The sequence below is a fragment of the Amycolatopsis sp. NPDC003731 genome, from assembly GCF_053586895.1.
In genome coordinates, this window is record NZ_JBSFNC010000013.1 from 96,116 (window position 1) to 110,195 (window position 14,080).

General features: G+C 73.3%; 13 protein-coding genes. 7 read left to right on the plus strand and 6 right to left on the minus strand.

Features of this window, described 5'->3' with window-relative positions; genetic code table 11:
- Position 1: 1 nt before the first annotated feature.
- The 4 genes from ACWDN5_RS08385 to ACWDN5_RS08400 form a co-directional block, all read right to left on the minus strand.
- On the minus strand, positions 2-361 hold the full coding sequence (locus ACWDN5_RS08385; RefSeq protein ID WP_310969732.1) for a DUF742 domain-containing protein: 360 nt from the start codon (positions 359-361) through the stop codon (positions 2-4).
- A gap of 1 nt (position 362) precedes the next feature.
- Positions 363-779: a roadblock/LC7 domain-containing protein gene (locus ACWDN5_RS08390; protein ID WP_310969733.1), complete on the minus strand. Its 417-nt coding sequence runs from the start codon at positions 777-779 to the stop codon at positions 363-365.
- A complete protein-coding gene (locus ACWDN5_RS08395) occupies positions 776-2,092 on the minus strand; it encodes a sensor histidine kinase (RefSeq protein ID WP_449675498.1) in 1,317 nt (438 codons plus the stop codon). The genes ACWDN5_RS08390 and ACWDN5_RS08395 overlap by 4 nt, the downstream gene beginning before the upstream one ends.
- Before the next feature lie 256 nt (positions 2,093-2,348).
- The gene (locus ACWDN5_RS08400) at positions 2,349-5,804 is read right to left on the minus strand and encodes a CHAT domain-containing protein (protein ID WP_449675500.1); all 3,456 of its coding nucleotides are present in this window, start codon (positions 5,802-5,804) and stop codon (positions 2,349-2,351) included.
- An 84-nt stretch (positions 5,805-5,888) separates the two neighbouring features.
- Here ACWDN5_RS08400 and ACWDN5_RS08405 point away from each other — a divergent pair, with 84 nt between their 5' ends.
- The 5 genes from ACWDN5_RS08405 (at position 5,889) to ACWDN5_RS08425 (ending at position 10,216) form a co-directional block, all read left to right on the plus strand.
- Positions 5,889-6,251 (plus strand): hypothetical protein, encoded by a 363-nt coding sequence (locus ACWDN5_RS08405; protein ID WP_449675502.1) that lies wholly within the window; start codon positions 5,889-5,891, stop codon positions 6,249-6,251.
- Positions 6,248-7,054, plus strand: coding sequence for a hypothetical protein (locus ACWDN5_RS08410; protein WP_449675504.1), 807 nt, complete (start codon positions 6,248-6,250; stop codon positions 7,052-7,054). Before ACWDN5_RS08405 ends, ACWDN5_RS08410 begins: the two co-directional genes overlap by 4 nt.
- Before the next feature lie 22 nt (positions 7,055-7,076).
- Complete coding sequence (locus tag ACWDN5_RS08415) at positions 7,077-7,667, plus strand: tetratricopeptide repeat protein (protein WP_449675505.1); 591 nt, start codon at positions 7,077-7,079, stop codon at positions 7,665-7,667.
- 133 nt (positions 7,668-7,800) lie between these two features.
- Positions 7,801-9,261 carry an RICIN domain-containing protein gene (locus ACWDN5_RS08420; RefSeq protein ID WP_449675507.1) on the plus strand — a complete coding sequence of 487 codons (1,461 nt, stop codon included), beginning with the start codon at positions 7,801-7,803 and terminating at the stop codon, positions 9,259-9,261.
- 88 nt (positions 9,262-9,349) lie between these two features.
- Positions 9,350-10,216 carry an expansin EXLX1 family cellulose-binding protein gene (locus ACWDN5_RS08425; protein WP_449675509.1) on the plus strand — a complete coding sequence of 289 codons (867 nt, stop codon included), beginning with the start codon at positions 9,350-9,352 and terminating at the stop codon, positions 10,214-10,216.
- Positions 10,217-10,220: 4 nt separating this feature from the next.
- Here ACWDN5_RS08425 and ACWDN5_RS08430 read toward each other — a convergent pair whose 3' ends face one another.
- Positions 10,221-10,700, minus strand: coding sequence for a MarR family winged helix-turn-helix transcriptional regulator (locus ACWDN5_RS08430; RefSeq protein ID WP_310969741.1), 480 nt, complete (start codon positions 10,698-10,700; stop codon positions 10,221-10,223).
- Between the two features lie 109 nt (positions 10,701-10,809).
- Here ACWDN5_RS08430 and ACWDN5_RS08435 point away from each other — a divergent pair, with 109 nt between their 5' ends.
- Positions 10,810-11,985, plus strand: coding sequence for an FAD-dependent monooxygenase (locus ACWDN5_RS08435; RefSeq protein ID WP_449675511.1), 1,176 nt, complete (start codon positions 10,810-10,812; stop codon positions 11,983-11,985).
- 407 nt (positions 11,986-12,392) lie between these two features.
- Here ACWDN5_RS08435 and ACWDN5_RS08440 read toward each other — a convergent pair whose 3' ends face one another.
- Positions 12,393-12,626, minus strand: coding sequence for a hypothetical protein (locus ACWDN5_RS08440; protein WP_449675513.1), 234 nt, complete (start codon positions 12,624-12,626; stop codon positions 12,393-12,395).
- A gap of 201 nt (positions 12,627-12,827) precedes the next feature.
- Between ACWDN5_RS08440 and ACWDN5_RS08445 the strand changes: the two genes are divergently transcribed.
- A complete protein-coding gene (locus ACWDN5_RS08445) occupies positions 12,828-14,000 on the plus strand; it encodes an ROK family transcriptional regulator (RefSeq protein ID WP_396136904.1) in 1,173 nt (390 codons plus the stop codon).
- Positions 14,001-14,080 lie beyond the last annotated feature (80 nt).

Consider the following 14,080-nt stretch of genomic DNA (forward strand, 5'->3'; position numbering starts at 1 on the left):
GTCAGAGCTTCTGCAGTCCAACGAGTACCTGCTTCAGGGTTTCGAGATCGGGCAGATCGGCGGCGGCGGGAGCCGAGGACGGGTGGCGGGCGGTGACCCGGCCGGTGTCGAGCAGGTCGCACAGCAGGATCTTCACGACGCTCACCGGCAGGCCCAGCTCCGAGGCGACCTCCACCATCGCCGTCGGGTGCCGGCACAGGTGCAGGATCCGGACGTGCTCGGACTGCATGCCCGGCACCGGATCGCCTTCGCTCACGATCAGCGTCACCAGGTCCAGCGCGCTCTCGTTCGCGCGGCTGCGCCCGCCGGTGACGGTGTACAACCGGTCCGGGTCCTCGCGGTGGAGGTCTTGCCGGCTCATGTCACCCGGCCGCCGTCGGCTGCTGGGGGCGGGCCGGCGCGGTCAGATACTCGCCGAGCTGCTCGACGAGCTCGTTCATGTTGTGGCCGATGAGGCCCACGTCCGCGTCGTCGTCGGCGATCACGGCGAGGTGGGCGCCTTCGCCGGCTTCCACGATGAACAGCATCCCGCCGTGGAACTCGGTCATCGACTGGCGCACCCCGCCGGTCCCGTCGCCGAACTCGATGGACGTGCCGTACGCCAGGCTCTGGATGCCCGAGGCGATGGCGGCCAGCTGGTCGGCCTGGTCGACGGTGAGCCCGCGGGTGTGGCAGAGCTTGAGGCCGTCCTTGGACAGCACCAGGGCGTGCCGGGTGCCCGGCGTCTTGCTCCGGAGGTTCTCCAGCAGCCAGTCCAGGTCGTGGTCCGTGGTGTTCATCGGCTGTCCTCCGAGGAAGCAGAAGGGCGGGTTCCCCGGCCGGCCGCGTGGAACGCGCTGAACTTCGCGCCGGCGTCGGCCCGGGCGGGGGCGGGACTCGGCGCCGGTGGTGGCGGCGGCTTGGGCGCGGCGGCCAGCGTCTGCCCGCGGCGCCGCTGCGGCAGCCCGGGCGATGAACTCTCCACTGTGGACACTGATGCGGCGGCCACGGCCACTGGTTCGGGCTTCTCGACCGGAGGCACGACCGGCGGGGTGTCCGGTTCGGCCTGGGTGATCAGGAGCCGCGGGATCAGCACCACCACGCCGGTGCCGCCCCGCGCGGACGGCCGGAAGTGCACGGTCAGGCCGTGCTTGCGGGCCAGGCACCCCACCACGGCCAGGCCCAGCCGGGTCCCGGACAGCGTGGTCAGGTCCAGCGGCTCGGCGGACACCGCCCGCACCGCCCGCTCCAGTGCGGCGGGCCCCATGACCAGGCCGCTGTCCTCGATGGTGACCACCACCCCCGCCTGCACCTCCTCGACGTACACGTGCACGTCCTCCGAGGGAGGGGAGAAGCTCGTGGCGTTGTCCATCAGTTCGGCCAGGGCGTGCATGACGCCTTCGGCGGCGTACCCGGCGACCGCGACGGTGCTGGTCGAGTGCGTCCGCACCCGCTGGTAGGCGCTGATGCGCCCCATCGCGCCGCGCAGGATGCTCTCGATGACGATCGGCTTGGTCCAGCGCCGGCCGGACCGCGCTCCGGTCAGCACGGCGATGCTGTCCGCCAGCCGGCCCGCCTGCGCGGTGCTGTGGTCCAGTTCGAGCAGATCGCCGAGCACGGTTTCGTCGTGGCGGCCTTCCATCTCGCGCAGGTCGGCCAGCATGCTGGTGGCCAGCGCCTGGACGCGGCCGGCGGCGTTGGCGCAGGCCGCCATCGTGGCCGCGCGCATCCGCTCGCCCCGGCTGATCTCCTGCGCGACCGTGTCCAGCAACCGCCGGTGGGCCCCGGCGACCGAGTCCGGCACTTTGGCGAGCGCGGTGTCCGCCGACGCGCCGTCGCGCACCCGCTGGACCAGGGCGGGCACCGTGTCGTCGGCGAGCCGGACGGCTTGGGCGTCCAGTGCCTCGATCCGGCCCCGGTACCGGCGCGCAACCTGCGCGAAGTGCGCGGCGAGCGTCACCGCGGCGCACACCACCGCCGCGGTCACCCCGCCGTACCAGGCCACCAGCGTCCGGTCCGCCCCCGACGCCTCGGTCGTCAGCCACCACCACCCCGCACCGGTGACGACGACGGCGACCGGCAGGACGTAGCGGGCGGGTAACTGCACTGACATCGATCAGGTCCTCGGGGGCGGTCGGAGACAGGACAACGGCGCGCGGCACCCGGATTTCGGGCTGCGCCGGGGTGCGGAGCGGATTTCACGGAATGGGCAAGCGGGAGCGTCGCCAGGGCGAGGACGACCCTAGCGCCGATCTTTCCCGTCCGTAAGAGTCAATCTTCTCCGGCACATATTTCGCCGATCGCCGTCGTTTCTTGAAAGTCAATTACCGACGCGCCGGGAAACGCCCGGGAAACGGGGTACCGCCGGTTCACTGTCCGAAGTGGACGAACTGCGCCCACTTGCCCGGCTCGTAGGGCGACTCGTCCCGCAGCCGCTTCACCACGGCGTGCAGGGCGGCGGCCGTGCCCGCCGGGTCGAGGGTGCCGTCCGGTCGGGCGAGGGATCCGTAGACGCCGGCCGTGACGGTGGCCGCCGTTTCTTCGCCGATGGCCCACAACGTCGAGACCACTTGGCGGAACCCGGCGATCTGGAGGGCCGCGGCCAGGTGGCCGGCTTCGTCCGGCGCGGCCGCGTCGGGCATCGCGGTGTGGCACGCCGACAACACCGCCAGATGGGCGTCTTCGAGATCGAGCCGGCTGATGCCGGTGGTGGTGAGCGGGCCGTCGGCGAGGAACAGCGCGGCTTCGCCGTCCGGGGTCGTGCCACCGTGGCAGGCGAAATGCGCGCACGAGTACTCCGTCAGCCGCTCCGTCACATTCCGGACGGTCGCCTGCGCGCCGGCCAGGATCGCGCTGCCGGCGGCGAACACGCTGACCATCTCGGCTTCGTGGACGGCGCCGGGCAGATCGGGCAGGCCGGTGACGTAGGCGGGACGTCGCTCGCAGGCGACGGCGAGCGGCCGGTGCGGGACCGGCCGCGCCGGGCGGCGGGCGTGCCGCAGCGCCCTGATCGTCGGGGTGCTGGAGGAGACCACGCGGTCGAGGACGGTCCGGCCGGGCTCGTCGTCCGGGTCGTGGTACCCGGCGGCGTGCAGCGGGCTCAGCGCGAGGGGACCGGTGGGGCACCACCACAAGCGCGACCCGGGCGGGACCCGGATCTCGTCGAGCACCGGCTCGGCCACGGTGTCCCACAGCCATTCCAGGTAACCCAGCAGCAGTTGCTCCCGCGGCCCGGAGGAAAGCCCGCCGGTGCCTTTCTGCGCGGTCGCGGCGAGGTAGGCCTGGGTGCGGTCGTGCGCTTCGGCGTGGGTCAAGCCGTCGAGCGGGATGACGTGGCTGCCGTCCGGGGTCAGCACGACGGCGTCACAGCGGATCCGGCTGACGTTCACCAGCACGATCGGACCGGCCGCCGAGGACTTCGCGAGTTCCGCGAACGGCGTCGGACGCAGGAAGCCGGCGAACCCGGGCCGGGTCCGGATGTCGGCGACGACCGCGTCCCACTCGGCCGCCGCGGCCCGCCGGTCCGGGGCGTCCGGGTCCACGGCGCTCAGCCGGTCGGCCAGCTCGGGGTGGGCCGCCCGCAGCCCGGTCAGGTCGGCGCGGCGGTCCAGGACCTGGCTCCACCACAGGGAACGGCCGTGCTCCAGCAGTTCGACCGCCCGCTCCGGCCGGCCCGCGGCCAGTGCCGCCGCGGCCGCGTCCCCGGCGAGCCCGGGCCACTGCGCGACGAGCTTCCCGCGGTCGGTCGCGGACAGCCCCCGCCACACCAGTTGCGGCAGGAGTTCCACGGCCTGCTCGTAGAGGTCGGCGACCTCGCCCGCGTCGTCACCGCGCCCGGCGCGCAGCTCCGCGAGCGTCACTAGGGCGCGCATCCGGTCGAACGACCGGCCTTCCGGCAGGGCCGAGAGGACCGCGATGGCGTCGTCCGGACGGCCGAGCGCGGTGTAGGCCTCGGCGAGGCCCTGGAGCGCGATCGTGTGCAGCGGCGCCTCTTCGCTCGTCGCCGCGCGGACTTCCGTGAAGGCGGTGACGGCGTCGAGCAGGTCCTGCCGGCCGGTGCGCAGCTGCCCGCGGTCGCTCAGCGCGAGGCCGGCGTTGAGCAGGGCGTGGACGTCGTACTCCTGGCGCAGTGCGGCGTCGAGGTGGTCGATCGCCGCGTCGAGGTCCGCCGGCTCGCCGGTGGCGAGGAAGCGCTGCCGCAGCCGGTTGCCGAGGTTGGCCCGGGCGTTGGCGATCCGCAGGGGCCCGGCCGTCGCGACCGCCCGCTCGCCGACGGCGATCGCCTCGTCGAGGTCGTGCCGCCGCCCGAGGTGGCTGTAGCGGTAGAACAGCGCGCTGCCCAGGATGTGCAGGCTGGTGGTGCCGTGGGCGTCGTCGAGCTCGACGCCCCGGCGGGTGAGCGTGACCGCCTCGTCGAGATCGGCGCTGTCGCGATCCCGCAGGAACCGGTTGACCAGCGCGGCGGCGAGGTTGCCCAACTCCTCGAGCACGTCGGCCGGGCCGTCCACGGGACGGCCGATCGCGGCGCGCTGCAGGTCGATCGCGGCGTCCAGCTCGGCGCGGTCGCCGGTGAGCTCGTAGCGGAGCATGAGCGCGGGACCCAGCCGGGTCTCGATCAGCCACCGGCGCGGGTGCCCGGACGGCACCGCGGCCAGCAGGGCCTCGCCGTCGGCGCAGATGCGGTCCAGCAGGGCGCGGTCGCGGGTCTGCTGGTACTCCCCGAGCAGGCGGGAGAGCCGGTTTCCGTGGCGCACCAGCTCGGCCGGGTCGCCGGCCACCTCGGCGGGCGTGCTCCGCGGTTCTTCGGGGCCGGCGACGTACTCCAGGGTGACGCCGGGCGGCGGCTCGTACTGCCGCACCGGGCCGCGGGCCTCCAGCACGCTCGCCAGCCCGCGCTCGGCCGCGGCGCGGAGTTCCGCGTCCGGCGCGTGCTCGACGGCCTGCCGCAGGTAGTGCGCCGCCGTGTCGAGGTCGGCGACGTCGCCGGTCGACTCGTGGCGCTCGCGGTACAGCCGGCCGATGTTGTGCACGGTGATCGTCCAGACCTGGTGCCCCGGCGGGTAGACGTCGAGGACCTGGCGTTCGGCCTCGAGGAAGGCGTCGAGGGAGGCGCGGGTCCGCTCGTGGTCGTGCCGGAGGCGGCGGACGTCGGCCGCCACGGTGAGGAAGGGACGGCGGTTGCCGTCGTCCGGCGGGCACCGCTGCAGCGCCCGGTCGATCTCCTCCTCGGCGGCACCGAGGAGGGCGACGTCGCCGGTGGCCTCGATGTGGTGGATCAGGGCCGTGCAGCGCAGCGCCCCGATCGCCGCGCGGTCCGGATGATCGGCCGGAAGCGCCACCAGCGCCCGCTCCAGCAGCTCGCTCACCAGGCCGAAGAGGTGGACGGCGCCGGTCGACCCGGCCAGCAGGTGCAGTTCCCGGGTGGCGAGCACCGACTCCTCGGCGCGGGAGCGGTCGCCGGTGAGCACGCCCAGCCGCAACGCGCTTTCGGCGATCGCGGCCAGCGAGAACGGGACCAGATCGGGCTGGTCCGCCCGCACGAGCGGCAGCAGTTCGCGGTAGTGCTCCAGGGCCCGGCCGAGGTCCGGCACCGAACCGGTGGCCTGGTGCCGCCGCATCCGCGCGTCACCGAGGAACATCAGGGTCGCGGGCCGCTCGGGCGCGTCGGGGGCGCACCGCTCGAAGGCGGCCGTGCCCGCGGCGATCGCCTGCTCGAGGGCGGCGAGGTCGCCGGACTCCTCGAAGGTGGCGAGCCACCCCTTGCCCTCCCACAGGGCGCCGCCGACGAAATCGTCGTCCGCCTGCCCTTTCCGCCGCCCGAACACTGGCGCCCCCTCGCGACCGGTTGGCCACCGATGGTAGTGCGGATGGCTAGACTCCGTGATCGTCCGACGTCGGAAGGGGGCGCGGTGGACTCCGAAGCCGATCACCTGGCCTTGTGGTGCCTGCTGCTGCCCGAGTTGCGGACGGCGGCGCGCCGGAGCGGGGTGCTCGACCGGCTCGACCGCGACGCCGATCGGGTGAAACAGGGCGGTCCGGCGAAGACCGCGCTCAAGAAGTGGGGCCCGGTCGGGCCCGACGGCGCACCGCGCAGCTGGGCGGACCGGCCGGCGCTCGGGATCGCGGCGCTGCCGGGCGGGGGCCGCGCGCCCGGCGTCGGCGCGGGGGAGTACGGCTGCCCGCTCGACCGGTGCGCCCGGGTGGCCACCCGGGACGAGAACGGCCACCCGCCGCGCTGCGCGGCCTTCGACGCCTCGATGCGGCCGAAGTGACCGGCTTCCTGACCGAGGTGGGCAAGCGGCTCGGCAACCGCTGGGTCACCGCGATCCTGCTGCCCGGCCTGCTCCTCGTCGCCGTGGTCGTCGCCGCGTCCACGCTGGGGCACGGGCATCCGTTCGCCTTCTCCCGGCTGTCCGCCCGGGCCGAGTTCTCCGCCCGGCCCGCGCGGCTGGTCGTTCTCGCGGCCGTGGTGCTCGCCGCCGCCGGACTGGCCGGCACCGCCGCCGGTGGCCTGGGCAGGCTGGTCCAACGCTGGTGCCTGCGCGAACGGTTCCTGACCGGCGGGCTGCTCCAGCGGACCCGGTGGTCGCGGCGGAGCCGGGCGTTGGCCGCCGCGGACCGGGCCGGCACCCCGGTCGTACCGGCCTACCTGCCGCAGCGGCCGACCTGGCTGGGCGACCGGGCCCGGCTGCTCGAAGTCCGGGTCCGGGCGCAGTACTACGTCAGCGCGGCCCTGGTGTGGCCCAGGCTGTGGCTCCTGCTGGACGAAGACGCGAGACGCCCGATCACCGACGTCCGCACCCGCTACGCCGAGGCCGCGACGCTGGCCGGCTGGGGACTGCTGTACCTCGTTCCCGGTGTCCTGTGGTGGCCGGCGCTGCTGGTCGCCGCGGGGGTGCTGCTCACGGCGTGGAGCCGGCTGCGGGAAACCATGGCGGAGTTCGCCGACCTGGCCGAGGCGGCGATCGATCTGCGGCTGCGGGACCTGGCCGAGAAGCTCGGTGTCCCGCTCGGTGCCGAAATGGGGCCGGCGGAGGGCCGGTCCCTCGACGACCTCCTCGGCAAAGCCGGCTGAGACGTCTGCAAAGGACATACGGATGGGACTGTTCTCCAAGCGCCCCCGGGCCTTGCCCGCCGACCTCGAACGCCGGGCCCGGGCCGCGGGCGCGATGTTCGACGCCGGCCAGTTCGCCGCGGCGGAGCTCAGCCTGACTTCCCTCTTCGCCGACTGCGAGACCGCGGCCGGTCCGGACCACCCGGGCACCCTCGCCGTGCTCGACCTGCTCGGCTCCACCCAGTTCCGGCGGGAGCGGCTGCCCGAGTCCGCCGTCAGCCACCGGGAGGCGCGCCGCCGGGCGGTGTCGGCGCTGGGGCCCGACCACCCGGAAACCCTGAAGTACGGCCACAACCTCGGCTGCACCCTGTCCGTGCTGCGGGCGTGGGACGAGGGCCTGCCGGTCCTGCGGGACGTGGTGAGCCGCCGGACCCGGAAACTGGGGGAGCGGCACCCCGACACGATCGACACCGCCAAGACGCTGGGGGCCGCGCTCTACATGACCGGTGACAAGCAGGCCGCCGCGGTCACCCTCCAGGCGGCGTACCACGCGGCGCTGAAGGCGTTCGGAGCCGATGACCCGCTGACGCAGGAAGTGGCGCACAACCTGCAGATCGTACTGCGCAACCTGTGACCGGTTTCCCTCGAACCGATTCGACGGCGTCGGCGATGCTGGTGTAATTTTCCCAGCTTCTGCCTTGGTCCGGCTACTATCCTGGGCGAGTCGATCCGGCGAACCGGTTCGACCACCCGTGGAGAGGACACCGATGTCCGGCTCAGCGCACCAGGTCCCGAAGCCGTTCGCTCTGTTCGTCGTCCTGCTCGCCGTCCTGGCCGGCGTGCTGGTGCCCGCGGACCGGGCGCACGCGGCGGCGAACACGTTCACCCTCGGCGTCACGCGCACCGACACCGCCGGCCGCCCGCTGCAGCTGCACGGCCTCGGCATCGTCAAGGCCGGGAACACCTGGTATGGCTTCGGCGAGGACAAGACGGGCCAGACCACGGCGAACACCGCCTTCCAGGACATCCCCTGCTACACCTCGACCGACCTGGCGAACTGGACCCACCAGGGGATCGCGCTGGCGAAGCAGAGCAGTGGCGACCTCGGCCCGAACCGGATCGTCGAGCGGCCCAAGGTCCTCTACAACGCCGCGACCCGGACGTACGTGATGTACCTGCACATCGACAGCACGAGCTACTCCGACCAGCGGGTCGGGGTGGCCACCAGCCCGACGCCCTGCGGCCCGTACAGCTACCGCGGGAGCTTCCAGCCGCTGGGCAACCAGGGCCGCGACATCGGCCTGTTCCAGGACACCGACGGAACCGGCTACCTGCTGAGCGAGAACGCCGGCCGCACCCTCCGCATCTACCGGCTGTCCGCGGACTACACGTCGGTGGCGAGCGCGGTGGCGACGCTGCCGAACTACGAATCCCCGGCCGTGGTCAAGGTCGGCGGGACGTACTACCTGCTGGCCTCGCACCTGACCGGGTGGGCCACCAACGACAACGTGTACGCGACCGCGACGTCGCTCGCCGGGCCGTGGTCGCCGTTCCGCACCTTCGCGGCGACCGGCACGAACACCTACAACAGCCAGACCGCCAACATCATCACCGTCCAGGGCAGCGCGGCGACCACGTACCTCTACGCGGGCGACCGCTGGACGGGCAACGCCATGGGCAACTCGCCGCTGATCTGGCTGCCGCTCACGATCCGCGGCACGACGGTCAACCTCGGCCAGTACCCGAGCTGGAACCTCGACGCCGACGCGGGAACGTGGTCGGCGAACGCGGGGCTGCCCGGCGACGGGACGCACGTGCTGAAGAACGCCGGCAGCTCGCAGGTGCTGGACGCCTCGGGCGCGTCGACCGCGACCGGCGGCAAGGTCATCCAGTGGCCCGCGCACGGCGGCACCAACCAGCAGTGGCGGTTGACGAAGGTCGCCGACAACGTCTTCACGCTGGTCAACGTCAACAGCGGGCTGTGCCTCGACGTGCCGGACGGGTCCAGCGCGAGCGGAGTCCAGCTGCAGCAGTGGACCTGCACCGGCGGCGCCGGCCAGCAGTGGGCCGCGGATCTGGTGGGCAGCCTCACCGGCAGCCAGTACGTCCTGGTGAACGCCGGCAGCGGCCTGACGATCGGGGTGTCCGGGTCTTCGACGGCGAACGGGGCGCCGGTCGTCCAGCTCGGCGGGACGGGCGCCGCGAGCCAGGTGTGGACGGTCTCCTGAACCGGCCGCGGTTGTGTTAGCGTGCACACCGCCCGGCTGACCCTCGGGTGCGGTCTGTTGTGGACTGTCCGGCGGTGCGGGAGGTGCGGTGCGCGGACGCGCGGTGCTCGGGGCGATCGTGGCGTTGCTCGTGGTGGCCGCGACGGTCGTCGTCCTGGTCGCGACCCGGACCGGCGGCAGCGCACCGGCCGAAGCGGCGAACCGGGCGGACGCCGCCCCCGCGATGAGCACGGCCGTCACCACCACGCCGCCGGCTTCGACCCCGGCCACCACCACGACCCCGCCCGCGACGACTTCGACGTCGTCCGGTGCCGCGGCTCCGACGTCGGCGGCCGCGCCGCTCGCCGGGCGGATCAAGCCGGGCGTGTCCCACTCCGGCGTGGCCACCTTCTACGACACCGACGGCACCGGCGCGTGCGGGTTCGACGCGAGCCCGGATCCGTTGAACGCGGCGATGAACGTCGCCGACTTCGAGGGCGCCCAGGCGTGCGGGGCCTACGTCCAGGTCCAGGCGGCGGGTGGCGCGAGCGTGACGGTGCGGATCACCAACCTGTGCCCGGCGCCGTGCCGGGTGGGGCAGGTGGACCTGAACCCGGAGGCGTTCGACCGCCTCGGGGCGCGCAACCTCGGCGAAATCCCGGTCACCTGGAAGCTGGTGAGCTCGCCGTCGCCGAAGCAGATTTCCCTGCGCTACAAGGACGGCTCGTCCCGGTACTGGTGCGGGATCCAGGTGCTCGACCACCGCAATCCGGTGGCCCGGCTGGAAGTTGGCGTCGGCGGCAGCTGGAAACGCCTGCAGCGCACCGACTACAACTACTTCCTGTCGGAGAACGGCGCCGGGTGCGGCGGGCCGGTCGCGATCACCGACGTCTACGGTGAACGGCTGGTCCTCGACCCCCTGCCGGTCAAGCCCGGGGTCGGCCAGCCGACGTCACGGCAGTTCGCCCGGCACTGATCGCTCACTCCTCTTCGGCGGTCGCCGACAGGAAGGCCGCGAGGTCGTCGGTGAACCGCAGGAGCAGGTCGTAGAAGGTGCGGCGGTCCTCCGGTGCCCAGCCGGACAGGGCGTCGTCGAACCAGCCGAGCAGGGTGGAGATGTAGCGGTCGGCGATCTCGGCACCGTCGGGGGTGAGCTCGACCAGCCGGGCCCGCCGGTCGTCGGGATCGGCCAGGCCGCGCACGAGCTGCCGCCGTTCGAGCACGTGCAGGTGCCGGGTGACGTGCGGCCCGGCGACCTGCATCCGGTCCGCGATCTCGCCGACGCGCAGCGCCTTCCCGGTCATGTGCAGGGCGAGGATGATCGACAGCCCGGGCCGGTCGAGGTCGGCCCCGATCCGCCGCATCGCGCGTTCGCCGAGGCCGCTGCGGTTCATCAGGTTGCCCAGCTGCATGAGCCGGGGCAGCACGGCACGCAGGTCGCCGGCTTCTGTGTCGGCCATCACACCTCTTAGATAGCTAACTTAGGTATATAGTCGGTCTGGTCGGGGGTTGATCACGAGCATTGTCGCACCCCGGATTTGGATACCTAACTTAGCTATCGGAGGCGTCATGAAGCGAGTGTTGATTTCGGGTGCCAGCATCGCCGGTCCGGCGCTGGCCTTCTGGCTGCGGCGGGCCGGGTTCGCCGTCACCATCGTGGAAAAGGCGGCCGGACTCCGGACCGGCGGCTATCCCATCGACGTCCGCGGCACGGCGCTGGACGTCGTCGAGCGGATGGGGATCCTCCCGCGCCTGCAGGACCTGCACATCTCCACGCGGCGGCTGACGTTCCTCGACGCCGACGGTGCGGAAATCGCGTCGCTGGCCCCGGAAGCGATCATCGGGGGTGCGGACGGCGAAGACCTCGAGATCCGCCGCGGCGACCTCATCCGCACGCTGTTCGACCTGGTGCGCGACGACGTCGAGGTCCGCTTCGGCGACACGATCGAGACCCTCACCGACGACGGCGAGGTGACGTTCCGCAGCGGTCACCGGGACACCTACGACGTGGTGGTCGGCGCCGACGGCCTGCATTCCCGCACCCGCGAGCTCGTCTTCGGCGACGAGGCACCGTTCCACCACTACCTCGGCTACTGCTTCGCGGGCTTCACCATGCCCAACGACTTCGGGCTGTTCCGGGAGGGGCTCGCGTGGAGCAAGCCGGGGAAGGGCGCGGCGCTGTACGCGGTCCTCGACAGTGAAGAGGTGCACGGGTTCCTGGTCTCGGCCCGGCCGGAGCCGCCGCTCGAGGCGTTCCGCAACCCGGAGGCCCAGCGAGAACTGATCGCCCGCACCTTCGCCGGCGACGGCTGGGAGATCCCGCGCATGGTGGCGGCGATGCGCGAGGCCGACGACCTGTTCTTCGACGTGATCAGCCAGATCCACATGCCCCGCTGGTCATCGGGCCGGGTCGTCCTGGCCGGCGACGCGGCCCACGCACCATCGTTCCTGACGGGCCAGGGCACGAGCCTCGCCCTGGTGGGCGCGTACGTCCTCGCGCACGCGCTGGCGGTGTTCCCGGACCACATGGCGGCGTTCGCTGCGTACGAGAACCGGTTGCGCGGCTTCGTGGAAGCCAACCAGGCGCTGGTGAGTGCGGGCCAGGCGACGTTGTTCCCGGCGACGGCGGAAGCGTTGGAGGCCCGCAACGCCGCGCTCCGGGGGCTGACCACGGCACCGCCGGCCACGGCTCGGCCGGAGCACTCGGCGCTGGTGCTGCCGGACTTCCCGCTGCCGGTGCGATGAGGCGGCTGCCGGTACTGGATCGGCTTGGCCGGCTCGCCGCGCGTGGGGTGGTTGGTTCGCGGTGGGTGGCGCCGGTGGCTTGCTGTGCCTCGGGTGATTGGCCGGTGCCGGTTGCCCCGTTGCACTCGGGTGGCCGCCTTGCGGCGAGCGGCCTCGGCTGGCCTGCCGCGTATCGGGTGGTTGGTTCGCGGTGGGTGGCGCCGGTGGTCTGCCGTGCGCGGGATGGCTGGTCCGCGGTGAGGGGCCCCGGCTGCCCGCCACGCATCAGGTGGCTGGCCCGCTGCCACCGGCGTCCGGCGCCCGCGCCGAGCGGGGCTGCGCCTGGCGCTTCCGACCGGCACTCGCCGACCCGCGGAGGCGGGCCGGGTGCCGGGTCCACCTTGCTCGGCACCCGCCCGCCGGCCGCCTCAGGTTGCCGGGATGAGCAGGATCGGGTAGGTCCGGGGGACCACGCACAACGCGGTCGTGGCGAACATCGCGAGCGAGCTGCCGATGCACCTCTCCGCCGGGACGCTTTCCGCCTGAGCCGATGCCGATGCCGATGTCGTTGCCGATGCCGGTACCGATGCGGCCGCCGAAGCGCCGATGAGGACTCCGGTCGTCAACGCCAACGCACCCAGCGCGGCCGTGATCCGTCGCATGGTGATCCTCCTGTCGTAGAGCCGGTTTGCGATGGCGGGAGGCTGCCCCCGAAGCCCGGCCGATGAACGGGATCGCCGCCGATCGCACCGGTCCGGGTGACCCCCACCCGCACCCCACCAGCCACGGCCGGGCGGATCGGCGGGCCGCCGCGCACCAGTACGCTGAAGCGAATGAGCACGGTATCCACCCCGGAGCAGTCGATGGTCGAAACCCGGCACCAGACCCGGCTGCTCACCCTGCTCCGCGACGACGGCCCGATGTCGCGGGTCGAACTCGGCGAGCGCCTGGAACTGCCGCGCGCCCGGGTGGGCGCCGAGGTCGCCCGCCTGGCCGAGGTCGGGCTCGTCGAAGCCGCCGGGCCGTCGGCCAGCCGGGGCGGGCGGCGGTCCACGCTCGTCCGGCTCGCGGGGGAACTGCGGGTGCTCGCGGTCGACGTCGGGGCGACGTCGGTCGGCGTGGCCGTCACCGATGCTTCGTGCGAGGTGCTCGCGCACGCCGTCGAGGACTGCGATGTGCGGCAAGGCCCGCACCCGGTGCTGCGGCGGGTCGCCGAGCTCGCCGCGAAGGTCCGGGACGAGGCGCCCGGCCGGCTGATCGCCGCCGGGATCGGGCTGCCGGGGCCGGTCAGCTTCGCCGAAGGCATGGCCGTCGCGCCGCCGATCATGCCCGGCTGGGACCGGTTCAACGTCCGCGACCACCTCGGCGGGCTGTGGGGCTGCCCGGTCGCGGTGGACAACGACGTCAACGCGATGGCGCTCGGCGAGCGGCACGCCGGGGTCGCGCGCTCGACCGACGACCTGATGTTCGTCAAGATCGGCACCGGGATCGGCTGCGGGATCGTGCTCGGCGGCAAGGTCTACCGCGGGGTCGCGGGCACGGCGGGCGACATCGGGCACATCCGGCTCGACGACTTCGGCCCGACCTGCGCGTGCGGCGAGGTCGGCTGCCTGGAGGCCTACTTCGGCGGGGCCGCGCTCGCCCGCGACGGGCTGGCCCTGGCTCGCAGCGGCCGGTCGGCGCACCTGGCCGAGGCGGCCGCCGAGCGCGGGGCGGTGACGGCGCGTGACGTCGGCCGCGCCGCCGCGGCCGGCGACTCCGGCGCGGTCAACCTCATCCGCGACGGCGGACGGCGGCTCGGCCAGGTCATCGCCTCGCTGGTCTGCTTCATCAACCCGGGCATGGTGGTGATCGGCGGCGGGGTGGCCCAGCTCGGGCACCAGCTGCTCGCCGAGGTCCGCAGCGCGGTGTACCGGCGCTCGCTGCCGCTGGCCACCGGAAACCTGCCGATCGTGCTGTCCGAGCTGGGCGAGACGGCGGGCGTGATCGGGGCCGCCTGGTCGGCCACCGACCGGGCGTTCACGCTGAGCAGCTGAGCGGCCCAGTCGGGATGCCTCCCCAAGGTCGCGAATGACTCATTCGCGACCTCCGACGTCCCGAATGAGTCATTCGCGAC